The sequence below is a fragment of the Bradyrhizobium sp. AS23.2 genome (genome assembly GCF_001908185.1).
Classification (GTDB): Bacteria; Pseudomonadota; Alphaproteobacteria; order Rhizobiales; family Xanthobacteraceae; genus Bradyrhizobium.
In genome coordinates this window covers 23725-49259 of the sequence record NZ_LGHM01000110.1, presented here as the reverse complement: position 1 = coordinate 49259, position 25535 = coordinate 23725, and the positions used below count along the sequence as shown (strand labels likewise).

Annotated in this window: 26 protein-coding genes; 12 read left to right on the top strand and 14 right to left on the bottom strand. The window is 64.9% G+C overall.

Annotation, left to right across the window (positions count from 1 at the left end; translation table 11 throughout):
- Positions 1-69: 69 nt before the first annotated feature.
- The gene (locus AC630_RS23150) at positions 70-858 is read right to left on the bottom strand and encodes an alpha/beta hydrolase (RefSeq protein WP_074120750.1); all 789 of its coding nucleotides are present in this window, start codon (positions 856-858) and stop codon (positions 70-72) included.
- A gap of 251 nt (positions 859-1109) precedes the next feature.
- On the opposite strand from AC630_RS23150, the gene infC reads away from it, so the two are divergent.
- Positions 1110-1649, top strand: coding sequence for a translation initiation factor IF-3 (gene infC, locus AC630_RS23145; protein WP_074120771.1), 540 nt, complete (start codon positions 1110-1112; stop codon positions 1647-1649).
- A 63-nt stretch (positions 1650-1712) separates the two neighbouring features.
- On the opposite strand, the gene AC630_RS23140 is transcribed toward infC, so the two are convergent.
- Positions 1713-2132: a hypothetical protein gene (locus tag AC630_RS23140; RefSeq protein ID WP_074120749.1), complete on the bottom strand. Its 420-nt coding sequence runs from the start codon at positions 2130-2132 to the stop codon at positions 1713-1715.
- Positions 2133-2405: 273 nt separating this feature from the next.
- Between AC630_RS23140 and rpmI the strand changes: the two genes are divergently transcribed.
- Entirely contained in the window at positions 2406-2606 is a 201-nt protein-coding gene (gene rpmI / locus AC630_RS23135) for a 50S ribosomal protein L35 (protein WP_008539890.1), read from the top strand.
- A gap of 80 nt (positions 2607-2686) precedes the next feature.
- On the top strand, positions 2687-3046 hold the full coding sequence (gene rplT, locus AC630_RS23130) for a 50S ribosomal protein L20 (protein ID WP_027550107.1): 360 nt from the start codon (positions 2687-2689) through the stop codon (positions 3044-3046).
- Between the two features lie 3 nt (positions 3047-3049).
- On the opposite strand, the gene AC630_RS23125 is transcribed toward rplT, so the two are convergent.
- The gene (locus tag AC630_RS23125) at positions 3050-3463 is read right to left on the bottom strand and encodes a hypothetical protein (RefSeq protein ID WP_074120748.1); all 414 of its coding nucleotides are present in this window, start codon (positions 3461-3463) and stop codon (positions 3050-3052) included.
- A 150-nt stretch (positions 3464-3613) separates the two neighbouring features.
- On the opposite strand from AC630_RS23125, the gene pheS reads away from it, so the two are divergent.
- From pheS to AC630_RS23110, 3 genes are read left to right on the top strand one after another with little or no spacing between them, the layout of a single operon-like run.
- Positions 3614-4696 carry a phenylalanine--tRNA ligase subunit alpha gene (pheS, locus tag AC630_RS23120; protein WP_074120747.1) on the top strand — a complete coding sequence of 361 codons (1083 nt, stop codon included), beginning with the start codon at positions 3614-3616 and terminating at the stop codon, positions 4694-4696.
- Entirely contained in the window at positions 4693-7101 is a 2409-nt protein-coding gene (gene pheT / locus AC630_RS23115; protein ID WP_074120746.1) for a phenylalanine--tRNA ligase subunit beta, read from the top strand. Before pheS ends, pheT begins: the two co-directional genes overlap by 4 nt.
- Positions 7102-7156: 55 nt before the next feature.
- Positions 7157-7927 carry a sulfite exporter TauE/SafE family protein gene (locus AC630_RS23110; protein WP_074120745.1) on the top strand — a complete coding sequence of 257 codons (771 nt, stop codon included), beginning with the start codon at positions 7157-7159 and terminating at the stop codon, positions 7925-7927.
- 170 nt (positions 7928-8097) lie between these two features.
- Here AC630_RS23110 and AC630_RS23105 read toward each other — a convergent pair whose 3' ends face one another.
- Positions 8098-9486, bottom strand: coding sequence for a flavin monoamine oxidase family protein (locus tag AC630_RS23105; RefSeq protein WP_074120744.1), 1389 nt, complete (start codon positions 9484-9486; stop codon positions 8098-8100).
- Positions 9487-9678: 192 nt separating this feature from the next.
- Here AC630_RS23105 and AC630_RS23100 point away from each other — a divergent pair, with 192 nt between their 5' ends.
- Positions 9679-10629, top strand: a complete 951-nt coding sequence (locus tag AC630_RS23100; protein WP_074120770.1) for a YiiX/YebB-like N1pC/P60 family cysteine hydrolase — start codon at positions 9679-9681, stop codon at positions 10627-10629.
- 144 nt (positions 10630-10773) lie between these two features.
- Here the strand turns inward: AC630_RS23100 and AC630_RS23095 are convergent, their stop codons facing one another.
- Complete coding sequence (locus AC630_RS23095) at positions 10774-11049, bottom strand: metal-sensitive transcriptional regulator (RefSeq protein ID WP_007598521.1); 276 nt, start codon at positions 11047-11049, stop codon at positions 10774-10776.
- A gap of 50 nt (positions 11050-11099) precedes the next feature.
- Here AC630_RS23095 and AC630_RS23090 point away from each other — a divergent pair, with 50 nt between their 5' ends.
- The 3 genes from AC630_RS23090 (at position 11100) to AC630_RS23080 (ending at position 15212) form a co-directional block, all read left to right on the top strand.
- Entirely contained in the window at positions 11100-13562 is a 2463-nt protein-coding gene (locus AC630_RS23090) for a heavy metal translocating P-type ATPase (protein ID WP_074120769.1), read from the top strand.
- 188 nt (positions 13563-13750) lie between these two features.
- Positions 13751-14197 carry a nickel-responsive transcriptional regulator NikR gene (gene nikR, locus AC630_RS23085; protein ID WP_074120743.1) on the top strand — a complete coding sequence of 149 codons (447 nt, stop codon included), beginning with the start codon at positions 13751-13753 and terminating at the stop codon, positions 14195-14197.
- 274 nt (positions 14198-14471) lie between these two features.
- Positions 14472-15212, top strand: a complete 741-nt coding sequence (locus AC630_RS23080; RefSeq protein ID WP_074120742.1) for a sulfate transporter family protein — start codon at positions 14472-14474, stop codon at positions 15210-15212.
- A gap of 154 nt (positions 15213-15366) precedes the next feature.
- Here AC630_RS23080 and nth read toward each other — a convergent pair whose 3' ends face one another.
- On the bottom strand, positions 15367-16134 hold the full coding sequence (gene nth, locus AC630_RS23075; RefSeq protein ID WP_074120768.1) for an endonuclease III: 768 nt from the start codon (positions 16132-16134) through the stop codon (positions 15367-15369).
- 22 nt (positions 16135-16156) lie between these two features.
- On the opposite strand from nth, the gene AC630_RS23070 reads away from it, so the two are divergent.
- On the top strand, positions 16157-16669 hold the full coding sequence (locus tag AC630_RS23070) for a DUF2244 domain-containing protein (protein ID WP_074120741.1): 513 nt from the start codon (positions 16157-16159) through the stop codon (positions 16667-16669).
- A gap of 55 nt (positions 16670-16724) precedes the next feature.
- Entirely contained in the window at positions 16725-17621 is an 897-nt protein-coding gene (locus AC630_RS23065; protein WP_074120740.1) for a methylated-DNA--[protein]-cysteine S-methyltransferase, read from the top strand.
- Positions 17622-17743: 122 nt separating this feature from the next.
- Here AC630_RS23065 and AC630_RS23060 read toward each other — a convergent pair whose 3' ends face one another.
- From AC630_RS23060 to dnaK, 8 genes are all read right to left on the bottom strand, one after another.
- Entirely contained in the window at positions 17744-18367 is a 624-nt protein-coding gene (locus AC630_RS23060) for a 2,3-bisphosphoglycerate-dependent phosphoglycerate mutase (RefSeq protein ID WP_074120739.1), read from the bottom strand.
- Between the two features lie 105 nt (positions 18368-18472).
- Complete coding sequence (gene dapB, locus AC630_RS23055) at positions 18473-19288, bottom strand: 4-hydroxy-tetrahydrodipicolinate reductase (protein WP_074120767.1); 816 nt, start codon at positions 19286-19288, stop codon at positions 18473-18475.
- 179 nt (positions 19289-19467) lie between these two features.
- Positions 19468-19773, bottom strand: coding sequence for a DUF1330 domain-containing protein (locus tag AC630_RS23050; protein WP_074120738.1), 306 nt, complete (start codon positions 19771-19773; stop codon positions 19468-19470).
- A gap of 79 nt (positions 19774-19852) precedes the next feature.
- The gene (gene pyrF, locus AC630_RS23045) at positions 19853-20563 is read right to left on the bottom strand and encodes an orotidine-5'-phosphate decarboxylase (RefSeq protein ID WP_074120737.1); all 711 of its coding nucleotides are present in this window, start codon (positions 20561-20563) and stop codon (positions 19853-19855) included.
- Between the two features lie 6 nt (positions 20564-20569).
- Positions 20570-21148, bottom strand: a complete 579-nt coding sequence (locus AC630_RS23040) for an NADPH-dependent FMN reductase (protein WP_074120766.1) — start codon at positions 21146-21148, stop codon at positions 20570-20572.
- 57 nt (positions 21149-21205) lie between these two features.
- Entirely contained in the window at positions 21206-21805 is a 600-nt protein-coding gene (locus AC630_RS23035) for a class I SAM-dependent methyltransferase (protein WP_074120765.1), read from the bottom strand.
- An 87-nt stretch (positions 21806-21892) separates the two neighbouring features.
- The gene (gene dnaJ / locus AC630_RS23030) at positions 21893-23017 is read right to left on the bottom strand and encodes a molecular chaperone DnaJ (protein WP_074120736.1); all 1125 of its coding nucleotides are present in this window, start codon (positions 23015-23017) and stop codon (positions 21893-21895) included.
- A gap of 245 nt (positions 23018-23262) precedes the next feature.
- Positions 23263-25164, bottom strand: coding sequence for a molecular chaperone DnaK (gene dnaK, locus AC630_RS23020; RefSeq protein ID WP_074120735.1), 1902 nt, complete (start codon positions 25162-25164; stop codon positions 23263-23265).
- Positions 25165-25535 lie beyond the last annotated feature (371 nt).

Here is a 25535-nt window from a genome sequence, read left to right as displayed (position 1 = left end):
ACAACGGCCTCTGGAATACTGGATCGCCCGATCAAGTCGGGCGATGACATCGAGTGCTGAGCAACACCTTCACCCGATCTCCGCCACGGCGGCAAGAATGCGCGCGATGTCCTGCGGGCGCGACAGGCGATGGTCGCCGTCCTGGATCATGGTCAGCACGACGTCATCGGCCGGCAGCCGGTGCGTCAGCGCGAAAGCATGCTGCCACGGCACATCAGGATCCTGCGCGCCCTGCAGGATGCGGACGGGGCAACCGAGATCGATGGCGCTGCCGAGCAGCAGATGGTTCCGCCCCTCCTCGATCAGGTTCCGCGTGATCGGATAGGGCGAGCCGTCACCATAATCCGACGGCCGCAGCCAGACGCCCTTGGTCTCGATCTCTTTCTTCACTTCGGCGGAAAAATTCTTCCACATCAGTTCCTCGGTGAAGTCGGGCGCTGGTGCGATCAGCACGAGGCCGGCGAGCGAGGCCTTGCTGGTCCTCTTCTTGATCTCGCGCGCGAGCAGCAACGCCATCCAGCCGCCCATGGAGGAACCGATCAGAACCTGCGGGCCATCGCAGAACCGCTCGAATACCGCCACGCTCTCCTCCAGCCAGCGCCCGATGGTTCCATCGGCGAAATCGCCGCCGGATTCGCCGTGGCCGGAATAGTCGAACCGGACTGCGGCGCGGCCGTGGTCCCTGGCCCAGTCGTCAAGCGCTACCGCCTTGGTGCCTTGCATGTCCGACTTGAACCCGCCGAGCCAAACCAGCCCGGGTGCCTGTCCGCGACGGCTGCGCACCGCGATCCTGCGCGCGGACGGGCCGTCACCCACATTGATGAAGTCGAGCACGGCATCGGGAATTGCATTGGTCATGGAACGTTTACTCTGGCTGTGCGGTTTGAGCTGTTCGGGCGTGTTCCGCAGCGAAACCCGACGTCGGCATTGACCCTTTGGGACGCTTGCGGAACAGAAGCAAGGTGTCTATGTCGAGCAACGTGCCGACGGGCGTGACCAAAATGCCTCGCATTTGAGGCTTTTTCGATCGCAGCACGGACGACTTGCTTGCCCGCAAACGCATCTTCCTGCAAAATACCCGCCTCTTTCACAACTTTGGAGAACCACCCATTCGCCGTCCCAATAAAGCCCCGCCCGTTGCCGCCAAAGACGGGCCGCGCATCAATGATGATATTCGCAATGCGCAGATCCAGCTGATCGATCAGACCGGTGACAACAAGGGCACGGTCGAGACCGTCATGGCCATCCGGATGGCCCAGGAAGCCGGCATGGATCTGGTCGAGATCTCGCCGAACGTCAGCCCTCCCGTCTGCAAGATCATGGACTACGGGAAGTACAAGTATTCCGCCCAGAAAAAGGCCGCCGAAGCCCGCAAGCGGCAGAAGATCGTCGAGATCAAGGAGATCAAGCTCCGCCCGATGATCGACGATCACGATTACGACGTGAAGATGCGCGCGATGCAGCGGTTCTTCGAAGAGGGCGACAAGGTCAAGATCACGCTGCGCTATCGCGGCCGCGAAATGGCGCACCAGGAGATCGGCACCAAGCTGCTCGACAAGATCAAGACCGACGTCGCCGAGCTCGCCAAGGTCGAGCAGGACGCGCGGTTCGAGGGCCGTCAGGTCGTCATGGTGCTGGCGCCGCGCTGACGCCGGTTCTTCAGGACTGAGAGTTCAACGGCCCGTCCGGATCTCCGGCGGGCCGTTCGTGTGTCAGGTCCGCGTTGCCTGCCAGGTGCCGCTGCACCGGTCTCCCGATATGATGCCCTTCCAGGAGCCGGCGCCGACCAGGCCGACGAGACGGCCGCCGCCGCTGGCGTGGGACGCCCCGACCGAGACCTGAACCGCGACCGTGCCGCTGCGATTGACCCTGCCGGAAACCCGGCCGCCGCCTGCGGACGAAACGCGGCCGCCGGTCACAGTGAAGGGAACACTGTAGCCCGAGCGGCAATTGCCGCGGGTGGTGGCGAAGGTGACATTCCAGACGCCATCATAGCCGCCCGTACGATAGCCGCCCATACGCGCGTCGGCGGTCGAGGGCAGCACGGCTGTGGCAAGCACGGCCAGGAGCGCCAGATGGCGCGGGCGGGCGAGATCAGCCAAAGAGGAGCGCGATTCTGAAAAATGGGCCATTTCGGTCTTGCTCCGGGCGACGCGGCTTGGACATCAGAGTGGCGACTCCGAATAGTCGCCGGGCAGGTTCAGGCGGTTCATCGTTGCCAATTGGCTTCCGCTCTGTCATAAGCCCAGCCTTCATCGCCCGGCTGATTAAGGGCTGCCGTGGCGGTGTTTCGTGCGGGTTTCGCGCTAGTTCGTAAAAACCTGAGCACAATCAACGCTCTAACGAGCATTTTTGACGGCCAGCCGCCTTCGCGGGCGGATTTCTGTGGCCATTAGGAGAGCCAAATGCCCAAGCTGAAGACCAAATCGGGCGCTAAAAAGCGCTTCAAGGTGACTGCCACCGGCAAAGTGATGCACGCCCAGCGCGGCAAGCGTCACGGCATGATCAAGCGGACGAAGAAGCAGATCCGTCAGCTCCGCGGCACCCGCGTGCTGTTCAAGACCGACGGCGACAACGTCAAGAAGTACTTCTTGCCGAACGCCTGATCGCGTCCACGATCATTGCCACTTGCGCCGCGTTTCGCGCGGCAATCCGAAACCAAAGTCATCTCTGAAGGATTTTTGTCATGTCTCGCGTCAAACGCGGTGTGACCGCCCACGCCAAGCACAAGAAAGTCTACAAGGCCGCCAAGGGTTTCTACGGCCGCCGCAAGAACACCATCCGCGCCGCCAAGCCGGCCGTGGAGAAGGCCCAGCAGTACGCCTTCCGCGACCGCAAGCGCCGCAAGCGCACCTTCCGCGCGCTCTGGATCCAGCGTCTCAACGCTGCCGTCCGTCCGTTCGGCCTGACCTACAGCCGGTTTATCGACGGTCTCGCCAAGTCGGGCATCACCGTGGACCGCAAGGTGCTGTCGGATCTCGCGATCCGCGAGCCCGCGGCGTTCCAGGCGATCGCCGAGAAGGCCAAGGCCGCTCTCGCTGCCTAAGGGCTAGCGGGCTTTCCGGCCCGCAGCCTTCAGCGCTCGTTGCGAGTAACGCTGGGCGACCTCCGCCCGGCAGAATGCCGTGAACGATAGATACATGGTGCCGGATTCATTCCGGTACTTTCGGTCGCAGACGCGCATCTCGCGTTGGTAAGCGCGTTTCTGCGCAGTGTTCAGGCCGGGCATGAAGTCCGCCTCGCATTTCTTCTCGACGGCTGCGCCGAGCTTGACGTCGCCGCTCGCGGTCAATTCGCAATCCTGAAACACCTTCATCGCGCTTTTGCAGTCCTTCTGGGCACTGATGGTGTCGGCGACCTCGTCCAGCGTCATGGACTTCTCCATGCAAACCATGGCGCGCACCGGCGTCCCGGCGACCGATAGTACGACGGCCAGAACGGCCAGACAGGATCTTGAAAGCATCGCGCAGTCTCCTCGTATCCCCCTTGGTGCCGAGCCCCCGCGCGAGGTTCAACCCAGCCGTTCCTAAGCCCGAAATGACCGGCTTTTCGCTTGACGTTACGGCCTTCGGGCGGCGACAACCCAGCCGAATTTGGCAGCAGGGATTTGACTGTGTCCGACCTCGCAACGCTCGAAACTTCCATCCTCGATCAGATCGCCGCCGCCGGCGATGAAACCGCACTCGAGACGGTGCGCGTCGCAGCCCTCGGCAAGAAGGGTTCGATCTCCGCGCTGCTCGCCACTCTCGGCAAGATGTCGCCCGAGGAGCGCAAGACGCAAGGCGCCGCGATCAATCAGGCGAAGGACAAGGTCACCGGGGCGCTCGCCGCGCGGCGCGACGTGCTGAAGTCGGCGGCACTCGATGCGCGCCTCGCCTCCGAGACCATCGACGTCACCCTGCCGCTGCGCGACGCGCCGGCCGAGGCCGGCCGCATCCATCCGCTCAGCCAGGTCTGGGACGAGCTGACGACGATCTTCGCCGACATGGGTTTCTCGGTGGCCGAAGGTCCCGATATCGAGACCGACGACTACAACTTCACCAAGCTGAACTTCCCCGAAGGCCATCCGGCGCGCGAGATGCACGACACGTTCTTCTTCCATCCGAAGGAGGACGGCTCGCGCATGCTGCTGCGGACCCACACCTCGCCGGTGCAGGTGCGCACGATGCTGAGCCAGAAGCCGCCAATCCGCGTGATCTGCCCAGGCCGCACCTACCGCATCGATTCTGACGCGACCCACACGCCGCAATTCCACCAGGTCGAAGGCCTCGTCATCGACAAGAGCTCGCATCTCGGCCACCTCAAATGGATCCTGCACGAGTTCTGCAAGGCGTTCTTCGAGGTCGACCACATCAACATGCGCTTCCGCCCCTCGTTCTTCCCCTTCACCGAGCCGTCGCTGGAAGTCGACATCCAGTGTCGCCGCGACAAGGGCGAGATTCGCTTCGGCGAGGGCGAGGACTGGCTCGAGATTCTTGGCTGCGGCATGGTTCATCCGAACGTGCTGCGCGCCTGCGGCATTGATCCCGACGAGTACCAGGGCTTTGCCTGGGGCATGGGCATCGACCGCATCGCCATGCTGAAATACGGCATCGCCGATCTGCGCCAGCTCTTCGACAGCGACGTCCGCTGGCTGTCCCACTACGGCTTCAAGCCGCTCGAAGTGCCAACGCTTGCCGGAGGGCTGAGCTCGTGAAATTCACCCTCTCCTGGCTGAAGGATCATCTCGAGACCGACGAGCCGCTGGAAAAGCTCGCCGACAAGCTCACCATGATCGGGCTCGAGGTCGAGAACATCGAGGACAAGGCGAAGGCGCTGAAGCCCTTCACCATTGCCAAGGTGATCTCCGCCGAGCAGCATCCGAACGCGGATCGGTTGCGCGTCTGCATGGTCGACACTGGCGACGGCGGTGCGCCTGTGCAGGTCGTCTGCGGAGCGCCGAACGCGCGCAGTGGTCTCGTCAGCGTGTTCTCACCGCCCGGCACCTACATTCCCGGCAAGGACATCACACTCGGAATCGGTACCATCCGCGGCGTCGAGAGCCGCGGCATGCTGTGCTCGGCGGCTGAACTTCAGATCTCGAACGACCATGACGGCATCATGGAATTGCCCGCGGATGCGCCGATCGGCGCGGGATATGCCGAATGGGCCGCGCTCGGCGATCCCGTGGTCGAGATCAATCTGACGCCGAACCGGCAGGACTGCACCGGCGTGCACGGCATCGCGCGGGACCTCGCCGCCGCCGACATGGGCAAGTTCAAGGACCCGACGATCAAGCCGATCAAGGGCGAATTCCCCTGCCCCGTGAAGGTCACGGTCGAGGACGCCGCGCTGTGTCCGGGCTTCGCGCTGCGCCTCGTACGCGGCGTGAAGAACCGCCCATCGCCGGAATGGCTGCAGAAGCGGCTGACCGCGATCGGGCTGCGCCCGATCAACGCGCTGGTCGACATCACCAATTTCATGACCTACGACCGCGCGCGACCGCTGCATGTGTTCGACGCGAAGAAGGTGAGGGGCAACCTCGTCGTGCGCCGCGCGCGCGACGGCGAGACGCTGCTCGCGCTCGACGGCCGCACCTACAATCTCGATTCCAACATCTGCGTGATCGCGGATGAGCACGGCGTCGAATCGCTCGCCGGCATCATGGGCGGCGAGGCCTCGGGCTGCGACGAGAACACGACCGACGTGCTGATCGAATCGGCGCTGTGGAACGAGATCAACATCGCGCAGACCGGCCGCAAGCTCGGCATCAACTCGGATGCGCGGTACCGCTTTGAGCGTGGCGTCGATCCGGCTTTCATGGTGCCGGGGCTCGAGCTCGCGACGAAACTCGTGATGGAGATGTGCGGCGGCGCGCCATCCGAGAATGTCGTGGTCGGCAAGGCCTTCGGCGAGGACCGCGTGATCGAATTCCCGGTCACCGAGGTCAAGCGTCTCTCCGGCATCGAGGTGCCGCAGCCCGAGATGAAGCGCATCCTGACCCATCTCGGCTTCATGATGGCGGGCCCGGGTCCCGTGGTAAAGGTCGCGGTGCCGTCGTGGCGCTCCGACGTGCACGGCAAGGCCGACATCGTCGAGGAAATCGTGCGCATCTTCGGTGTCGACAAGGTGCCGATGACGCCGTTCGAACGTGGCGAGGACGCGCGCAAGCCGGTGCTGACCCCGATCCAGCTCCGCACCCGCCGCGCCAGGCGCGCGCTCGCGAGCCGCGGCATCATCGAAGCGGTGACCTGGTCCTTCATCACGAAGTCTGCGGCTGAGCTGTTCGGCGGCGGCCAGCGCGAACTCGAAGTGGCCAACCCGATCGCGTCGGATTTGTCCGACATGCGCCCGACCCTCCTGGCGGGCCTGATCGCTGCGGCGCAGGCGAATGCCGATCGCGGCTCTGGCGATGTGGCGCTGTTCGAGGTCGGCCAGGTGTTCAAGGGCGACCGCCCGCAGGATCAGTTCATGGCGGCGAGCGGCGTCCGCCGCGGCTTTGCCTCCTCGGAAGGTCTCGGCCGGCACTGGTCGGGCTCGGCGCAGGCTGACGTCTTCGACGCCAAGGCCGATGCACTGGCCGTGCTGGCTGCCGCCGGCGCGCCGATGCAGGCGCTTCAGATCGTCGCGGGTGGACCGACATGGCTGCATCCGGGCCGCTCCGGCACGATCCAGATCGGGCCGCAGAACGTGCTCGGCTATTTCGGCGAGGTGCATCCGCGCGCGCTCGAGGCGCTCGGCGCCGACGGCCCGCTGATGGTGTTCGAGGTGACTCTCGATCGCATTCCCGAGGCGAAGAAGAAGCCGACCCGCGCCAAGCCCGTGATCGAGCTGTCGGCGTTCCAGCCGGTCTCGCGCGACTTCGCCTTCATCGTTGACCGCGGCGTGAAGGCCGGCGACATCGTGCGCGCCGCGCAAGCTGTCGACAAGAAGCTGATCACCGGCGTGAATGTCTTCGACGTCTACGAGGGCAAGGGCATCGATGACGGCAGAAAGTCGATCGCGATCGCGGTGACGATCCAGCCGCGCGAGAAGACGTTGACCGACCAGGAGATCGAGGCCGTCGCCGCGAAGGTCGTGGCGGAGGTCACGAAGAAGACCGGCGGCACGCTGAGAGCATGATGCCGAAGAGCGTGAAGCGGTTTTCGGACAACATCATGCTCCAGAATCATCAAGCATGACGCTTACGGACCTCCTCTCGAAGGACGTCAGCCTCACCATCGCGATGGCGCTCTGCGCCGTCGCTTTCGTCTCGGGCACCGCGCGCGGATTCTCCGGCTTTGGTTCGGCCCTGATCTTCATGCCGCTCGCGAGCAGCGTAGCGCCGCCACGGCTCGTCGCGGCCCTGCTCCTCGTCATCGATTTCGTCGCGGCGGCGCCGCTGCTGCCGGACGCGTGGCGGAAGGCTGACCGCAAGGCCACCGCCGTGATCGTGCTGGGCGCGCTGGTCGGCGTGCCCGTCGGCACCTATTTCCTCAGCGTGCTCGAGCCAGTCACCACGCGTTGGATCATCTCCTGCTTCGTCGCGGCGCTCTTGCTTCTGCTGCTATCGGGCTGGCGCTATCGCGGCAAGGATCACGCCTGGCTCTCGGTCGGCATCGGCGGCCTTTCGGGCTTCTGCAGCGGGCTGGCGCAGACTGGCGGCCCGCCGATCGTCGGCTATTGGCTCGGCCGCCCGATCGCGCCGATCGTCGCGCGCGCCAACATCGTGCTGTTCTTCGGCGCGTCGGACTTCTTCTCGATGATCAGCTACGCGACCACCGGACTGATCTCGCGCGAATCGCTGGTGCTCTCGCTGATCGTCGGTCCGGTCTATGCGATCGGCGTCGCGTTCGGCGCCTCGCTGTTTGGACGCGCCAGCGAGAAAGTCTTTCGCGCGATTTGCTACGGGTTGATCGCGATGGCGGTCATCGTCGGGCTACCGGCTTTGGACGGCATATTGCGCTAACTCTCTCCGCCGTCGTCCCCGCGAACGCGGGGACCCATAACCCCAGGGAGAAGTTGTGGCGCGAGCTGACAATCACAAGTCTTCGTCAAACTACTCCCTGTGGTTATGGGTCCCGGATCTGCGCTCCGCTTGTCCGGGACGACAGCTGAATAGGTTGCGGCTTGTTTGCCCTACTGCCGCGGTGCCCTGCGCTTCTTCGTCGACTGCGTCGGCACCTCGATGGGCTCGTCCCTGAGCGCGCCGATCTTGCGGAGGGCTGCGTCCGCGGCGCGTTCGCCACTTTCCCAGGCACCGTCGACGGTGCCCCACAGCGTCTCGTGCGTGGCTTCGCCGGCGAGGAACACATTGCCCATCGGCTCGGTCAGGATCTTGCGCGAGAGCTGGCCGCCGGGAGCGGCCGCCGACATCGCGCCCATGACATAGGGCGAAGCGTTCCAGCGCGTCGCGCTGGTCTTCTGCACGGCGGCCGCAGCTTCGCTGCCGAACAGTTTTGTGATCCATTCCTTCGCGAAGGCCGCCATTGCCTTCTCCCCCTGCTCGGAGAGATCGCGGCCGAACGAGCCGCCGACATCGATCGAGCACAGCGACGAGCCGCCCATATTGGCGAACAGCAGCGCCGTGCGCGTCGAATTGCTCTGCTCGATGAGGATGTCGTCGCGCGACAGGCCGAGCGGATTGCCCGGCAGCTGCAGCACGATGTGATCGTAGCTGCCGAGGGTGAGCTTTGACGCGGCATCGAGCGTGCGCTTGGGGATATCGGGCGCGAATTTGATGGCGCCCGCGGTGAGCACGTTGGTCGACACCGTGACGATGGCGGCGCGGGCGGCGATCTTGCCGGCTTGCGTCTCCACGCTGACGTCGCGATTGCTCCAGGCGATCCGGCTCGCCGGCGTCGACAGCGCGACCGGCGCCTGCTCGCCGAGCTTCGTGATCAGGGTCCCCAAGCCCTGGCGGCAGGCGATCGCTGCATTTCGGTCCTGCGCCCTCGCCTTGTCGATCGCCGACAGCTCCTTCAGATCCTTGCCGGCAAAGCTCGAGCCCAGCACGAACTCGACCGCGCCGGCCCAATCGCCGAGATCCTTCGGCAGCACGGAGGCGCAAGAGCTATCCAGCTTGCCGCGCGCGGCCTCGTCGATGGCCCGATTGGCACGCACCAGCGCCGCCAGAAATTCCTCGGTCTCGCCCGCACGGGCGTTGCGGCGACCGATCCGCATCTTCTGGCCTGAGGGCGCCTGAATCACTTCGAGCCCGGCGCTGCGCGCCAGCCGGATCATCGGATTGGTGTCAGGGTTGTGCATCCAGCGCGCGCCGCGGTCGAACGGCGTGTCGAAGGTCGTGCTGTCCGTGATGCAGCGGCCGCCGATCTGCGATGCCGCTTCCACCACCACGACCTTGCGGTTGGCCGCCATGATGCGCCGCGCCGCGGCGATTCCCGCAGCTCCCGCGCCGATCACGACAATGTCAGCGTCGCGCGGCAAGGTAGCGGCCGTGACGCGCAGGACCGGCATCGCGGCAAGGGCCGCTGACGCCGAAAGGAAACCGCGCCGCGTGATTGTCATGTCATGGTTTCCGGGAACTTGCGACGAAAGGGAACAGCCAGCGAACCTTGCTGCATCTGGTGTTGCACGGCAACCATCATGGTGAATCAATCGTGCTTGATCTCACAGAACGATGAACTGAATTGCAACACGTTTCGACCATGATAGAGAATGGAAAAAAGGCGGCCGGAAAAGGCCGTGGGGGAGTTCGACATGGGGACGGTCTTAGATTCAGTCGGCAAGCTGATTGCCGCGTACCTCTCGAAGGAGGTGCCGGGCTACGAGCCGTTCACGCCAAGCGACCCGGAACATCTGCGCGGCGTCATCGAGCCGGGCGACGTGCTGCTGGTCGAGGGCAATAACCGCATCTCCGGCATCATCAAGTATCTGACGCAGTCGACCTGGTCGCATGCCGCGCTCTATGTCGGCCCGGTCGAGGGCGCGGAAGAGCCCAACGGCGAGCCGCATGTGCTGATCGAGGCCAATATCGGCGAAGGCGTCACCTCCGCACCGCTGTCGAAATACTTCCCGTATCACACCCGGGTCTGCCGTCCGGTCGGGCTATCCCATGAGGACCGCACTACGGTCTGCCGCTATGCGATCAACCGCATCGGCTTCGGCTATGACACCAAGAACATCATCGACCTCATGCGCTTCCTGTTCCCGGTGCCGGTGCCGCAGCGCTGGCGGCGGCGCATGATCGCGATCGGCTCGGGCGACCCGACCAAGATCATCTGCTCGGCGCTGATCGCGCAGGCCTTCGACGCCGTGCGCTACCCGATCCTGCCGAAGATCACCAAGGCCGGCAGCCGCGCCGCCCGCCGCGAGATCCTGCACATTCGCGATTCCTCGCTCTACATGCCCCGCGACTTCGACATCTCGCCCTATTTCGAAGTCGTCAAACCCACCATCGTGCACGGCTTCGACTACACGGCCCTGCATTGGTCCGACAAGCAGAAGCCGCTCGAGGAGGTAGCGGCCTCGTTCGGTGTGTTTCCAGAAACGTTCAGTTCGCCGCCGCTCGTTCCTGAAGCGATTGACGAAGAAGCGCCGGCTGAGATTTCGGCTGCAGAAGTGACGGCCGAAACCGCGCAGCCCGCGGAGATGGTCGAACGCATCACCGACTTGGAGCATCTCCGCCTGCTCAAGAAGCTCGCAGCGTAGGGCATCAACCCCACCGTCATTGCGAGCCAACGGGTCCGCGCAAAGCGCGGCCCGATGACAGGCTCCGCGAAGCAATCCAGAGTCTTTCCATCGTGACAGTCTGGATTGCTTCGTCGCTGCGCTCCTCGCAATGACGGTGGAAATTTATCGTTCCGCCCGTCCGATCACCGCCATCAACTCCGCGATCTTCTCGCGCTGATCGGCCTTGTCGCCGCTTGCGATGGCATGCTCGACGCAATGGGCGACGTGATCCTTCAAAACCTCCTCCTCGACCCGACGCAGCGCGGCGCGCACCGCCGAGATCTGCGTCACGATGTCGATGCAGTAACGGTCCTCCTCGACCATTTTCGAGAGGCCGCGAACCTGGCCCTCGATCCGGCCGAGACGTTTTCCGACGGATGCCTTGATGTCTTTGCGCATGAGGTCTATATACCCCTACCGGGTATGGGTTGCAAGGCCGGAGCATGGAAATGAACGACGCAGAACACAAGCATCACCACGACACGCAGGCTCATTCGGGATGCGGCTGTTCCGCTCACGCCACCCCGCCCGCTCCCAAGCCCGCGGCCTCGTCCTGCTGCGGCGGACACGGCGATCATGCCGGCCATGCGCATCACCACGGCCAAGACCTTGGCGCAGCCGCGACAAAGGTCCTTGATCCCGTCTGCGGCATGACGGTCGATCCCGCGACCTCAAAGCACCGCTTCGACCATCACGGCGAGACCTTCCATTTCTGCTCGGCCGGCTGCCGCACCAAATTCGCCGCTGATCCGGCCAAATATCTAGCCAAGGACGGGGCGCCCGAGCCGGAGATGCCCGCGGGCACGATCTACACCTGCCCAATGCATCCGGAGATCCGCCAGGTCGGTCCGGGAAGCTGCCCGATCTGCGGCATGGCGCTGGAGCCGGAAGTGGCAAGCCTGGACACAGGACCCAATCCCGAACTCGCCGACATGACGCGGCGGTTCTGGATCGGCGGCGCGCTGGCGCTGCCGGCCGTGGTGCTGGAGATGGGCGGCCATCTCGCCGGGCCACACAACTGGATCGATCCGACGCTGTCGAACTGGATCCAGCTCGTCTTCGCCACGCCCGTGGTGTTCTGGGCCGGTTGGCCGTTTCTGGTCCGCGGCTGGCAGTCGCTGCTCACGCGCAATCTCAACATGTTCACGCTGATCGCGATGGGCACCGGCGTCGCCTATGTCTACAGCCTGATCGGCACCATCGCGCCGCAGATTTTCCCCGCAACCTTCCGCGGCCATGAAGGCGCGGTCGCGGTCTATTTCGAGGCCGCCGCGGTCATCACCGTGCTGGTGCTGCTCGGCCAGGTGCTGGAGCTGCGCGCCCGCGACGCGACATCGGGCGCGATCAAGGCGCTGCTGCAGCTCGCGCCGAAGACCGCGCGACGCGTCGATGCCGACGGCAACGAGCACGAGGTCGAGATCGATTCGCTCCATGCCGGCGATTCCTTGCGCGTCCGCCCCGGCGAGAAAGTGCCCGTTGACGGCATCATTCTCGAAGGCCGTTCCTCGCTCGACGAATCGCTCGTAACAGGCGAATCGATGCCGGTCACCAAGGAGCCAGGTGCAAAGGTGATCGCCGGCACGCTCAACCAGTCCGGCAGCTTCATCATGCGTGCCGACAAGGTCGGGCGCGAGACCCTGCTGTCGCAGATCGTGCAGATGGTCGCGGACGCGCAGCGCTCGCGCGCACCGATCCAGCGCCTGGCCGACCAGGTCGCGGGCTGGTTCGTCCCGACCGTCATCGCCGTCGCCATCGTCGCCTTCGCCGCCTGGGCCTGGTTCGGGCCGGAACCGCGGCTGGCCTTCGGCCTGGTCGCCGCCGTCAGCGTGCTGATCATTGCCTGCCCCTGTGCCCTGGGCTTAGCGACCCCGATGTCGATCATGGTCGGCGTCGGCCGCGGCGCGCAGGCAGGCGTGCTGATCAAGAACGCCGAGGCGCTGGAGCGGATGGAGAAGATCGACACGCTCGTGGTCGACAAGACCGGCACGCTGACCGAGGGCAAGCCCAAGGTTGTCGCGATCGTCCCGGCAGCCGGCTTTGCGGAAGATGATATCCTGCGGTTGGCAGCCAGCGTCGAGCGCGCCAGCGAGCATCCCCTGGCCGACGCGATCGTGCGCGCGGCGAAGGAAAAGCAACTTGCTCTTGGGCAAGTCGAGCATTTCGACTCGCCCACCGGCAGGGGTGCGACAGGCAACGTCGACGGCAAGAGCATCGTGCTCGGAAACGCGAAATATCTGCGGTCGATCGGCATCGACACGACGGCGCTGGACGCCGAGGCCGAACGCCTGCGCCAGGACGGCGCCACCGTGATCAACATGGCCGTCGACAACAAGCTCTCCGGCCTGTTCGCGATCGCCGATCCGGTCAAGGCCTCGACCCCGGAGGCGCTGAAGGCGCTGGCGGCCGAGGGCATCAAGGTCATCATGCTGACCGGCGACAACCGCACCACGGCGGAAGCGGTGGCGCGCAGGCTCGGCATCGCTTCCGTCGAGGCCGAGGTGCTGCCGGATCAGAAGAGCGCGGTGGTGACGAAGCTGCAGAAGGCGGGCCGCAGCGTCGCGATGGCCGGCGACGGCGTCAATGACGCGCCCGCACTGGCCGCAGCCGAGGTCGGCATCGCCATGGGCACCGGCACGGATGTGGCGATGGAGAGCGCCGGCGTCACGCTTCTGAAGGGCGATCTCACCGGTATTGTCCGCGCGCGAAAGCTGTCGCAGGCGACCATGAGCAACATCCGGCAGAACCTGTTCTTCGCCTTCATCTACAACGCCGCCGGCATTCCGATCGCAGCCGGCATCCTCTATCCGACGCTCGGCGTGCTGCTATCACCGATCATCGCCGCGGCCGCGATGGCGCTGTCCTCGGTCAGCGTGGTCGGAAATGCGCTGCGGCTTCGCACGACGCGGCTGTGAGCGCTGCCGTTGCTCCCGCGCCCCGCTTGCGGGGAGAGGGTTGGGGTGAGGGGGAGTCTCCACAAGGACGGTAAGAGTTGGACTCGCGGAGATTCCCCCTCACCCGGAATTCAAGCTACGCTTGAATTCCGACCTCTCCCCGCACGCGGGGCGAGGTAAGAGAGAGCAGCGCCCGCGGAGAGGACCAGATGCAGCGAATTACGATCACGATCGAGGACGATCTGCTGGCGGAGATTGATGCTGCGGCCGAAGCGCGCGGCTACCAGAACCGCTCCGAGATCATCCGCGACCTCGCTCGCGCCGGCCTGCAACAGAGCACGGAAGACACCGCACAGACCGGCTCCTGCGTCGCCGGCCTCGTCTATGTCTACGACCATGCCGCGCGCGATCTCTCCAAGCGCCTGGTGCAGGAATTCCACGGCCACCACGACCTCGCGCTGGCGACCCTGCATGTCCATCTCGACGACAACAATTGCATGGAGATGACGGCGCTGCGCGGCGACGCCGCCGAAGTCAGGCATTTCGCCGACCACATCATCGCCGAACGCGGCGTACGCTACGGCCGCGTGGTGATGATCCCGACGGGCGAGGGAAAGCCGGCGAGGGCACGGAAGCACGGGCACCGGCACGAGTAGGAGCCATCCTCTCGTGCCCCGGACGCTGCGCAGCGCTTCTTGGGCGATGCGCTGCAGAGCCAGGGCCCATCTCACCGCGAGCGCAAGCTCCTGGGTCCCGGCTCTGCGGCGCGTCGGACCGGACGATGCTTCGCATCGCGGGGACATGCCGCGCCGCATCCGGGACACGAGAGCGGCTGAGCCTTAAGCCGCAGGAACTGACGGGTCAGCCTCCCTTGCCGAAGCGGCCTGGGGTGTCTACCTCTCGCGGGTGGTTTTCGTGAGAGGAACTCCCATGCTGGATGCCGCCGTGAAGGCGCTGTCGCAAATGCTGTCGCCGGCGATGCGCTCGATCCTGTGGCGCTCGATCGGTGTCGCACTGGTGCTGATCACCGTGCTGGCGATCGGCTTGCAGCGGCTCCTGAGCTGGTTTGCGACCTATGGCGAGGTCTGGCTGGAAGGCCTGCTCGGGCCGAGCTGGCACTCCTCGCTCGAGGTCCTGGCCTGGATCGTCTCAATCGCAGCCGGCCTTGGCGTTGTGTTCGGCGGCGTGTTCCTGATGCCCGCGATCACCTCGCTGGTGGCGAGCCTGTTCGTCGACGACGTCGCCGACATCGTCGAGCGCGAGCACTATTCGGCCGAGCGGCCGGGCGTCGCGCTGCCCTTCAACCAGGCGATCCTCGAGGGCGTCAAGACCGCGCTGCTGACGCTTTTGGTTTATCTCGCCGCGCTGCCGCTGGTGTTTTTCGCCGGCGCCGGTTTCCTGATCTTCTTCCTCGCCGCCGCATGGCTGCTGGGTCGCGAATATTTCGAGCTCGCGGCGATGCGCTTCCGTTCACCGGAGGACGCCAAGGCAATGCGGCGCGACAATGCCGCCACCATCTTCACTGCCGGCCTGTTCATCGCTGCTTTCGTCTCGATCCCGATCGTCAACCTGGCGACGCCGATCTTCGGCATGGCGTTCATGGTCCACATGCACAAGCGCCTGTCCGGAGCGCGCCCCGAGCTGATCGAGCCGGCGCGGCAGATGCGGTGACGGTAGACACAACCGGCTTGCCCGGACACAACTCTCGCTGCCGTTCCGGAACGCCTCGAAGAGGCGAACCCGGAATCTCGAGATTCTCTGGTGCGCAATTGCGCACCTGAGTTCGATGCTTGCGCATCGCCCCGGTCTGACGGCAGATGCTCCCTCAGACCGTCTTTTCCGGCCATCGGCAGAGATCGTTGATCAGGCAAACCTCGCAGCGCGGCTTACGCGCAAGGCAAGTATAGCGGCCGTGCAGGATCAGCCAATGATGGGCATGCAGCATGAACTCGGCCGGGATCACCTTTTCGAGACCAAACTCGACTTCCAGCGGCGTCTTGCCGGGCGCGAGCCCCGTGCGATTGCCGACGCGGAAGACATGCGTGTCGACCGCCATGGTGTGCTCGCCAAAGGCCATGTTGAGCACCACGTTGGCGGTCTTGCGCCCGGCGCCGGGCAGCGACTCGATCTCGGCTCGCGTGCGCGGCACTTTGCCGCCGAACTCGGCTAGCACTTTTGCCGACAGGGCAATGACGTTCTTTGCCTTGGTACGGTAGAGGCCGATGGTCTTGATGTATTCGCGCAGGCGTTCTTCGCCGAGGTCGAGCATCTTCTGCGGGGTGTCGGCAACTTTGAACAATTCGCGCGTCGCCTTGTTGACTCCGGCGTCGGTCGCCTGCGCCGACAGCACCACGGCGACCAGCAGCGTGAACGGATTGACGTGCTCGAGTTCGCCTTTCGGCTCGGGATTGGCTTTGCGGAAACGGCTGAAGACCTCGTGGATCTCGGCCGGCGTCCAAGGTTTTGTAGACTTGGGCTTCGTAGCCTTGAGCGATTTCTTCGCGAGAGCCCTTGGCCTGGCAACAGTCGCCTTTGCCTTTTTCTTCGGCACGGGCGCTTTGCGCGGGGCCGGCTTGCGGGTGATTTTCGCCATGATCGGGATATACTGAGGGACGATGAGCACAGGCAACGAAATTGAGCGCGAGGTGCAGATCTTCTCGGCGATGCTGACGCCGCACCGCTCGCTCAACCGCACCGGCTTCCTCGCCGTGATGCTGTTCGTGAGCGTGGTCAGTTTCGTCACCGGCCTCGTCTTCCTGATGATGGGCGCCTGGCCTGTGTTCGGCTTCTTCGGCCTCGACGTACTGGTGATCTGGTGGGCCTTCAAGGTCAATTTCCGCGCCGCGCGGGCGAGCGAGCAGATCGTGGTGACGCCGTCGGAATTGCGCGTGCGCCGGGTCAGCCATCGTGGCCATGTCGCCGAATGGACGTTCAACCCGCTCTGGGTCCGGCTCGACCAGGAGGTCGACGAGGACTTTGGCCTCGAGCATCTCTACCTGATCTCGCGCGGGCACCGGCTGCAGATCGCCGGCTTTTTGGGACCCGAAGAAAAGACGAGCTTTTACAAAGGCTTGGTCGAGGCGTTGAATGCCGCGAGGCGCGGTCCGACCTACAATCCAATTTCCTGATTCCGGATCAGAAATCGGGTGGTTTCGCGCCCGACGCTCTCCTACATTTCAGGTCATGATGACACTCGCCATACATGACCAGCGCCTGGCCAGGCCGGGCCACCAGAGCGCCGCGCTGCGCGATTATGACTCCGTGCGCCGGGCGATCGCGTTCATCTCGGAGAACTGGCGCGCGCAGCCGACCATCGAAGCGATGGCCGATGCGGCCGGCGTCACGCCGGATGAGTTGCACCATCTGTTCCGCCGCTGGGCCTCGATCACACCGAAGGCCTTCATGCAGGCGCTGACGCTCGATCACGCAAAGGGACTCCTGCGGGACTCGGCGAGCATCCTCGACGCCGCGCTCGACTCGGGCCTCTCGGGCCCCGGCCGGCTGCACGATCTCTTCGTCACCCACGAAGCGATGTCGCCGGGCGAATGGAAGAACGGCGGCGCGGGCCTCACCTTGCGCTACGGCTTCCATCCCTCGCCGTTCGGCACGGCGATCGTGATCGCGACCGATCGCGGCCTGTCGGGTCTTGCCTTCGCCGATCACGGTGAGGAGAAGGCCGCGCTCGCCGACATGACGCGGCGTTGGCCGAAGGCCACTTACGTCGAAGATCACGAGGGCACAGCGCCACTGGCGCAGCGCATCTTCGACCCCAAACTGTGGCGGCCGGATCAGCCGCTGCGCGTGGTGATGATCGGCACCGATTTCGAGGTGCGGGTCTGGGAGACGCTGCTGAAGATCCCGATGGGCCGCGCGGTGTCCTATTCGGACATCGCCTGCAACATCAACAACCCGAAGGCCTCGCGCGCCGTCGGTGCTGCCGTCGGCAGGAACCCGGTTTCGTTCGTCGTGCCCTGCCACCGCGCGCTCGGCAAGAGCGGCGCGCTCACCGGTTACCACTGGGGCATCACCCGCAAGCAGGCGATGCTGGGCTGGGAGGCCGGGCAGCTGGGGATGCACTAGGCCTGCTGCCGTAGGGTGGGCAAAGCGAAGCGTGCCCACTATGCATCAGCGATCGCGGGAGAATGGTGGGCACGGCGCTATGCGCCTTTGCCCACCCTACGGCTCTGCCGTTTGCGGCGAAGCTAGCCCGCCAGATCCACCTTCGACGCCACGGTCGAATCCGCATTGAGGCGGTAGATGATCGGCACGCCGGTGGCGAGCTCGCGCTTCAAGATGCCTTCGGGCGAGAGCTTTTCCAGCACCATGATCAGCGCGCGCAGCGAATTGCCGTGGGCAGCAACCAGCGTGCGCTTGCCGTTGAGCACGCCGGGCAGGATCTCCTGCACGTAATAGGGCAGTGCGCGCGCCAGCGTGTCCTTCAGGCTCTCGCCGCCGGGCGGCGGCACGTCGTAGGAGCGGCGCCAGACCAGCACCTGGTCCTCGCCCCATTTCTTGCGAGCGTCGTCCTTGTTGAGGCCGGACAGATCGCCATAGTCGCGCTCGTTCAGCGCGAGGTTCTTCGATGTCGGCAGGCCTTCCTGGCCGAGCTCGCCGAGGATGAGATCGAGCGTGTGCTGCGCGCGCGTCAGCACCGAGGTGTAGGCGACGTCGAACACGAGGCCCTGCGCCTTCAGCTTGCGGCCGGCTTGCTTCGCCTCGGTCACGCCGAGCTCGGTGAGATCGGGATCCTTCCAACCCGTGAACAGGTTCTTCAGATTCCATTCGCTCTGGCCGTGACGCACGAGCACGAGAAGACGTTCGCTCATTGACTGCTTTCCATTCAGGTTATTGTTTGAGCATGATCTTGTCGGAAAACCGCTCGCACTTTGCGCTAACGCGGCCCTTCGGGTCCGGATCATGCTCCAGCTCGCTCAGATGTCTGCGAGGCCGAGCACGTCGGCCATGGAGTAGTGCCCCGGCTTCTTGCCGTGCGCCCACAGCGCCGCCTTCAGCGCACCGTGCGCGAACAGCATGCGGTCTTCGGCGAGGTGCGACAGCGTCAGGCGCTCGAACGGACCGAGGAACGTCACGCTGTGCTCGCCGGCGACGGTGCCGCCACGCAGGGACGCGAAGCCGATGTTGCCGGGCTTGCGTGCGCCGGTGATGCCGTCGCGGCCACGTTCCGAATGCTCCTCGAGCGAGATGCCGCGGCCGGCTGCAGCGGCCTGGCCCAGCATCAGCGCGGTGCCTGAGGGCGCATCGACCTTCATGCGGTGGTGCGTTTCCACGACTTCGATATCGAAGCTCTCGTCGAGCGCCTTGGCGACGCGCTTGACCACGGCGGCGAGCAGGTTGACGCCCAGGCTCATATTGCCGGACTGCACCACGACCGCGCGGTTTGTGACGCTCTTGATCACGGCGTTGTCGGAGGCCGACAGGCCGGTGGTGCCGACGACGTGTACGATGCCGCGCTCGGCGGCGATCGCGACATTGGCGATGGTCGCGGCCGGCACGGTGAAATCGAGAATGCCGTCGGCCTCCTTCGACATCGCCCAGAGATCGGCGGAAAGCATGATGCCATTGGCGGGCAGGCCAGCGAGCACGCCGGCATCCTTACCGAGCAGCTCCGAGCCCGGCGCCTCCAGCGCGCCGGCCAGCACCGCGCCTTCGGTGTCGGCAATCGCCCGCGTCAACGCGCGGCCCATCCGGCCACCGGCTCCAGCAACAATCAAGCGCATGTCGGACATGGTGTGATCCTCTTCGGGGCCGTTGTAGCGGGGGGATGCAGTTCCGGCAACCGAGGGACCATAGGCCGTCATTCCGGGGCGATGCGGAGCATCGAACCCGGAATCCAGAGTGGTGGCGCGAGATTCCGGGTTCGCCCTTCGGGCGCCCCGGAATGACAGCGTCTGGTGTCGTGGAAACCCTACGACGGCTGCGGGCCGTCATAGCCCTCGATGATGATGAGGTCGGCGATCGAGTGCGGCTGGCGCACCTTGATGTTGGCCTGGTATTCCGGCGAGTTGTAACAGGCGATCGCGGTCTCGTAATCCGGGAATTCGATCACGACGTTGCGGGTGCGGCTGGCGCCTTCGACGGTGGTGAACTTGCCGGCGCGGACGACGAAGCGGCCACCCCATTTCTTGAAGATCGGACCGTTGGCGACGGCATAGGGCTTGTAGCCCTCGTCATTGCTCACGTCGACGCGTCCGATCCAGTAGCCTTTTGCCATTGTTCTTCTCCCTGGTTGTTGCCACCTATTTGGGCATGATCTGATCGGAAAACCGCTGCACACTTTTCGGGATCATGCTCTAGCCAAGCGCCTGTGCGATCTCGGCCTGGATGGCGTCAGCGATCGCCCTGGGGTCCGTGGCTTCCACCACCGGCCGCCCGACGACGAGATAATCGGCGCCCGCAGTGATCGCGCGGCCCGGCGTCATGATGCGCTTCTGGTCGCCGGTCGCCGCGCCCGCCGGCCGGATGCCGGGCGTGACGAGGTGCATCTGGTGGCCGACGATCTTGCGAAGGCTACCGACCTCCTCGGGCGACGACACGAGCCCGTCGATGCCAAGCACCTGCGCCTGCTGCGCGCGCGCCTCCACCAGTTCGGAGACGCCGAGCCGGTAGCCGGCCGCGTGCAGATCGTCTTCGTTGTAGGAGGTCAGCACCGTCACGGCGAGGATCTTCAGGCCAGAGCTGCCGCGGCCTTCGACGGCGCCCTTCATGGTCTGCGGATAGGCGTGCACGGTGAGGAAGGTTGCGCCGAGCCTGGTGATGCTCTCGACGCCTTGCGTCACGGTGTTGCCGATGTCGTGGAGCTTGAGATCGAGAAAGACCTTCTTGCCCTTGTCGGCGAGCTTGCCGACCAGCGGCAATCCGCCGGCATAAGCGAGCCGATAGCCGATCTTGTAGAAGCTGACGCTGTCACCGAGCCGGTTGACCATCGCCTCCGCGGCATCAACGCTCGGCAAATCGAGCGCGACGATCAGGCGGTCCTTCGGGGCGATTTCGGCTGGCGTCATGGCACCTCACATCATGCGTTGGGAAATGTCGATCACCTGCCGCACCAGCTCCTTCAGCGCGTCGATATCGGCCTGGTTCTTGAGTCTGTCCATATCGTCATAGGCCTGGTCGGCAAAGGCGAGCGTGAGCTGGCTGGCAATCACATTGGCGTGGCAGGAGGTCAGGATCAACCGCAACGCCTGGAGCGCGCGGGCAGCGCCCAGCCGGCTCTGCGAGGCGCCTGCGAGCGCGAAGGCGCGGTTGCGAAACACCTCGCCGCGCGCCTCGTGAGGGTCCTGCACGCGGCTGACCCAGTCGATCGCGTTCTTGAGCAGCGGCGGCACCGAGGCATTGTACTCGGGCGAGACGATCAGCACGCCATGATGCGTGCCGATCATGCGCTTGAGATTGACGGCGTGCTTGGGCACGCCGGACTTGGCCTGAAGATCGCCGTCATAGATCGGCAGCGGAAAATCGGCGAGCGAGATGCAGGTGACGTCGACGCCGGCCTGGGCGAATTCATAGGCCGCGACCGCCGCCAGTTTCGCATTGTGCGAACCGGTGCGCAGCGAGCCGGGAATGATCAGGATTTTTGGTGCGGGCATCCGATCCAATGCGTTCGGCGAAACGAGCCCGCCGCGCAAAGAGGGAAGCCGGCGGAATTAGTTCTTGCGATACACCCAGACGCGGGCCGGCGGAAGGTTCATCCAGATCCGTTCCGAGGCCTCTGTGGACACGCCGGGCAACGATTTCGGGATCGGCGGCACGACCGCATAGGTGAACTGCACGAAGGGCGCGCCAGGCGCGAGCGCCGTGAAGGCGTCGCGGATCAGCCGCAGTCGCGTCAGCATCGGCTTGGTCACCAGCGGCAGGCCAGAGACCACGGCGGAGGCGGGCGCGCTCAACACGTTCCAGAGCGTATCGCGCAGGCGGTAGGCATCGCCCTGCACTACCTTGGCCTGCGGATAGCGATCGCGCAGCAGGGCGCAGAAGCCGGGATTGTATTCGACGAGGACGAGGCGCTTCTGGTCGACGCCGCGCTCGATCAGGGCCGAGGTGATGGCGCCGGTGCCGGGCCCGAGCTCGACCACCGGTGCGTCGGAGTCGACATCGACGTAATGGGCCATGGTCCGGGCAAGGAGCTTGCCCGAAGGCATCACCGCGCCCATGTGCAGTGGCTTTTCGATCCACGACCTGAGGAAACGCACCTCATCATCGAGACGAGGCTTCTTCAACGCACGCGCAGACGATGGCAATGGCATGTCAGGACCAGAGGGACCGCGCGACTGCGGCATGTCAGAAAATGGTCATAAAGAGGTATAGGCCGCAGGCGATACGGTCAAGACGAGTCAGTTGGCCCGATTACCGAAGAAATCCTTGACCTTGGCGAAGAAGCCCTCGGATTCCGGCTGGGTATTGCCGGAGGAGAGCTTTTCGAACTCGGCCAGCAATTCCTGCTGCTTCTTGGTGAGATTTTGCGGGGTCTCGACCACGACCTGGACATACATGTCGCCCGTCTGGCGCGAGCGCAGCACCGGCATGCCCTTTGATGCAATGCGGAATCGGCGGTTCGACTGGGTTCCGGCGGGGACCTTCACCTTGGCCTTGCCCTTCTCGATGGTCGGCACCTCGAATTCGCCGCCGAGGGCAGCCGTCACCATCGAAATTGGCACGCGGCAGTGCAGATCGGCGCCGTCGCGCTGGAAGAACTGGTGCTGGCCCAGCGACAGGAAGATGTAGAGGTCGCCCGGTGGGCCGCCGCGGACGCCGGCCTCGCCTTCGCCGGCAAGCCTGATCCTGGTGCCGTCCTCGACGCCGGGCGGAATGTTGACCGACAGCGTCCGCTCGCGGGTGACCCGACCCTGGCCGGAGCAGGACGGGCAGGCGTCCTCGATCATCTGGCCGCGGCCCTGGCAGCCCGGGCAGGTCCGTTCGAGCGTGAAGAAGCCCTGCGACTGCCGCACGCGGCCGGCGCCGCCGCAGGTCGAGCAGGTCTTCGGCTTGGTGCCGGCCTTGGCACCGATGCCCGAGCAGGCCTCGCAGGTGACCGAGACCGGGATCTCGATCTGCGCGGTCTTGCCGCCGAAGGCTTCCTCGAGCGTGATTTCCATGTTGTAGCGCAGGTCGGCGCCGCGCTCGCGGCCGCCGCGGCCGCGCTGCCCGGCCATGCCGAACAGATCTTCGAAAATATCGGAGAAGGAGGAGGCGAAGCCCGCGCCGAAGCCGGCGCCGCCGCCGCCACCCTGCTCGAAGGCGGCGTGGCCGAAGCGGTCATAGGCCGCGCGCTTGTCCTTGTCTTTCAGGACCTCGTAGGCCTCGTTGATTTCCTTGAACTTGATTTCGCTGCTGTCGTCCCCGGGATTGCGGTCCGGGTGGAACTTCATCGCCAGCTTGCGGAAGGACGATTTCAGCTTGCCCTCGTCGGCGTCGCGTTCAACTTCGAGCGTTTCGTAGTAGCAGCGCTTGGTGGACATGTCTGACTCGGTCTATCCAATCGCGATCTAGGTCGGCGACGAATGGCGTCGCCACGCGACGATATAAGCAGCCTTCGGCCTTGCGGCAGAGGGCCGCATAGCGGCATTCAACATAACGGCTGGGAATTGATCGATCGTAACGGGCGCCTCGCCCGTCGAGCCCGACACGACGGCCTCCCCCGGGAGAGGGGAGGCCGATAGTACGTGTGGGGTCCAAGCCGTCCGCATCATCACCCTCTTGGGGTTCAGGCGGACTTCTTGTTGTTCTTGTCGTCGTCGACCTCGGTGAATTCCGCGTCGACGACGTCGTCCTTCGCAGCGTCCTTGGCCGCGTCGGCCTCGGCCTGCTGCTTGTACATGGCCTCGCCGAGCTTCATCGAAGCCTGGGCCAGCGTGTTTGTCTTGGCCTTGATCGCCTCGGCGTCGTCGCCCTTCAGCGCTTCCTTGAGATCGCTGACGGCATCCTCGATGGCGCGGCGCTCGCTCTCGGCGACCTTCGAACCGTGCTCGGCAAGCGCCTTCTCGGTCGAATGCACCAGGCCGTCCGCTTCGTTCTTGGCCGTAACCGCCTCGCGGCGCTTCTTGTCCGCCTCGGCATTGGCCTCGGCGTCCTTGACCATCTTCTCGATGTCGGCTTCCGACAGACCACCGGAGGCCTGGATGCGGATCTGCTGCTCCTTGCCCGTGGCCTTGTCCTTGGCCGAGACGTTGACGATGCCGTTGGCGTCGATGTCGAAGGTCACTTCGATCTGCGGCATGCCGCGCGGGGCCGGCGGAATGCCCATCAGGTCGAACTGGCCGAGCATCTTGTTGTCGGCCGCCATTTCACGCTCGCCCTGGAAGACGCGGATGGTGACCGCGTTCTGGTTGTCCTCGGCGGTCGAGAACACCTGGCTCTTCTTGGTCGGGATCGTGGTGTTGCGGTCGATGATGCGGGTGAACACGCCGCCCAGCGTCTCGATGCCAAGCGACAGCGGGGTCACGTCGAGCAGCAGCACGTCCTTGACGTCGCCCTGGAGCACGCCGGCCTGGATCGCGGCACCGATCGCCACGACTTCGTCCGGGTTGACGCCCTTGTGCGGCTCCTTACCGAACAGCTGCTTCACGACTTCCTGGACCTTCGGCATGCGCGACATGCCGCCGACCAGCACGACTTCGCCGATCTCACCGGCGGTGACGCCGGCGTCCTTCAGTGCCTTGCGGCAGGGCTCGACGGTCTTCTGGATGAGGTCATCGACCAGCGCCTCGAACTTGGCGCGGGTCAGCTTCATCGTCAGATGCTTCGGGCCGGTCTGGTCCGCGGTGATGAAGGGCAGGTTGATCTCGGTCTGCGTCGTCGACGACAGCTCGATCTTGGCCTTTTCAGCGGCTTCCTTCAGGCGCTGCAACGCGAGCTTGTCGTTGCGCAGGTTGATGCCCTGCTCCTTCTGGAATTCGTCGGCCAGATAACCAACGAGGCGCATGTCAAAGTCTTCGCCGCCGAGGAAGGTGTCGCCGTTGGTCGACTTCACCTCGAACACGCCGTCGCCGATTTCGAGAATCGAGATATCGAACGTGCCGCCGCCGAGGTCGTACACGGCGATCGTGCCGGTCTTGGTCTTGTCGAGGCCGTAAGCGAGCGCGGCCGCGGTCGGCTCGTTGATGATGCGCAGCACTTCAAGGCCCGCGATCTTGCCGGCGTCCTTGGTTGCCTGGCGCTGGGCGTCGTTGAAGTAGGCGGGAACGGTGATGACGGCCTGGTCGACCTTCTGGCCGAGATGGGCTTCCGCGGTCTCCTTCATCTTCTGCAGGATGAAGGCAGAGACCTGCGAGGGCGAGTAGGTCTGGCCGTCGGCCTCGACCCAGGCGTCGCCGTTGGAAGCCTTCACGATCTTGTACGGGACGAGCTTCTTGTCCTTCTCGACCATCGGGTCGTCGTAGCGGCGGCCAATGAGGCGCTTCACTGCGAAGAAAGTGCGCTCGGGATTGGTAACGGCCTGGCGCTTGGCGGGCTGGCCGACGAGGCGCTCACCGTCGTCGGTAACGGCGACGATCGAAGGCGTCGTGCGCATGCCTTCGGAATTCTCGATGACTTTGGCGTTCTTGCCATCCATCACGGCGACGCACGAGTTCGTGGTGCCGAGGTCGATCCCAATGACCTTTCCCATGGTCCTGATATCCTTGTTTTTGCGGCAGGTTGGCTGGGCCCAGAAGGCACCCGATCCAAACCCCCTAAGATCAAACATCCGCGATATTGCGATGATTGAGGCTCATATAGGAGGGGGGGAGGGGCCCGCAAGGACCGAACGCAAGTTTCGGCCGTGAAAACATTGGGTTTTAGAACATCATATCCGGGCTTCACCGCCCTTGCGGGTGAGGAATTGTTAACAGGTTCAGGCCTCCGCAAGCCCCCGCCGCCGTGATCCGCCCCACCCTGTTACGGCAAGGCCAAACCCGCTAAAAGGCGGGCGGCCGGACAGGCGCCGCGAGGCTGCTTCGCGCGACATAGCGGCCCGGTGGCCGACCATCGAACGGCCTC

What these genes read in the sequence shown, in the direction of transcription:
- nikR (WP_074120743.1), top strand. Translation starts at nt 13,751, where the DNA reads ATGCAGCGAATTACGATCACGATCGAGGACGATCTGCTGGCGGAGATT.
- AC630_RS23105 (WP_074120744.1), bottom strand. Translation starts at nt 9,486, where the DNA reads ATGACAATCACGCGGCGCGGTTTCCTTTCGGCGTCAGCGGCCCTTGCC.
- AC630_RS23150 (WP_074120750.1), bottom strand. Translation starts at nt 858, where the DNA reads ATGACCAATGCAATTCCCGATGCCGTGCTCGACTTCATCAATGTGGGT.
- AC630_RS23125 (WP_074120748.1), bottom strand. Translation starts at nt 3,463, where the DNA reads ATGCTTTCAAGATCCTGTCTGGCCGTTCTGGCCGTCGTACTATCGGTC.
- AC630_RS23035 (WP_074120765.1), bottom strand. Translation starts at nt 21,805, where the DNA reads ATGCCATTGCCATCGTCTGCGCGTGCGTTGAAGAAGCCTCGTCTCGAT.
- AC630_RS23040 (WP_074120766.1), bottom strand. Translation starts at nt 21,148, where the DNA reads ATGCCCGCACCAAAAATCCTGATCATTCCCGGCTCGCTGCGCACCGGT.
- dapB (WP_074120767.1), bottom strand. Translation starts at nt 19,288, where the DNA reads ATGTCCGACATGCGCTTGATTGTTGCTGGAGCCGGTGGCCGGATGGGC.
- rpmI (WP_008539890.1), top strand. Translation starts at nt 2,406, where the DNA reads ATGCCCAAGCTGAAGACCAAATCGGGCGCTAAAAAGCGCTTCAAGGTG.
- AC630_RS23065 (WP_074120740.1), top strand. Translation starts at nt 16,725, where the DNA reads ATGATGACACTCGCCATACATGACCAGCGCCTGGCCAGGCCGGGCCAC.
- AC630_RS23100 (WP_074120770.1), top strand. Translation starts at nt 9,679, where the DNA reads ATGGGGACGGTCTTAGATTCAGTCGGCAAGCTGATTGCCGCGTACCTC.
- AC630_RS23140 (WP_074120749.1), bottom strand. Translation starts at nt 2,132, where the DNA reads ATGGCCCATTTTTCAGAATCGCGCTCCTCTTTGGCTGATCTCGCCCGC.
- AC630_RS23060 (WP_074120739.1), bottom strand. Translation starts at nt 18,367, where the DNA reads ATGAGCGAACGTCTTCTCGTGCTCGTGCGTCACGGCCAGAGCGAATGG.
- AC630_RS23080 (WP_074120742.1), top strand. Translation starts at nt 14,472, where the DNA reads ATGCTGGATGCCGCCGTGAAGGCGCTGTCGCAAATGCTGTCGCCGGCG.
- dnaJ (WP_074120736.1), bottom strand. Translation starts at nt 23,017, where the DNA reads ATGTCCACCAAGCGCTGCTACTACGAAACGCTCGAAGTTGAACGCGAC.
- AC630_RS23050 (WP_074120738.1), bottom strand. Translation starts at nt 19,773, where the DNA reads ATGGCAAAAGGCTACTGGATCGGACGCGTCGACGTGAGCAATGACGAG.
- rplT (WP_027550107.1), top strand. Translation starts at nt 2,687, where the DNA reads ATGTCTCGCGTCAAACGCGGTGTGACCGCCCACGCCAAGCACAAGAAA.
- nth (WP_074120768.1), bottom strand. Translation starts at nt 16,134, where the DNA reads ATGGCGAAAATCACCCGCAAGCCGGCCCCGCGCAAAGCGCCCGTGCCG.
- AC630_RS23070 (WP_074120741.1), top strand. Translation starts at nt 16,157, where the DNA reads ATGAGCACAGGCAACGAAATTGAGCGCGAGGTGCAGATCTTCTCGGCG.
- AC630_RS23110 (WP_074120745.1), top strand. Translation starts at nt 7,157, where the DNA reads ATGACGCTTACGGACCTCCTCTCGAAGGACGTCAGCCTCACCATCGCG.
- AC630_RS23090 (WP_074120769.1), top strand. Translation starts at nt 11,100, where the DNA reads ATGAACGACGCAGAACACAAGCATCACCACGACACGCAGGCTCATTCG.
- AC630_RS23095 (WP_007598521.1), bottom strand. Translation starts at nt 11,049, where the DNA reads ATGCGCAAAGACATCAAGGCATCCGTCGGAAAACGTCTCGGCCGGATC.
- pyrF (WP_074120737.1), bottom strand. Translation starts at nt 20,563, where the DNA reads ATGACGCCAGCCGAAATCGCCCCGAAGGACCGCCTGATCGTCGCGCTC.
- dnaK (WP_074120735.1), bottom strand. Translation starts at nt 25,164, where the DNA reads ATGGGAAAGGTCATTGGGATCGACCTCGGCACCACGAACTCGTGCGTC.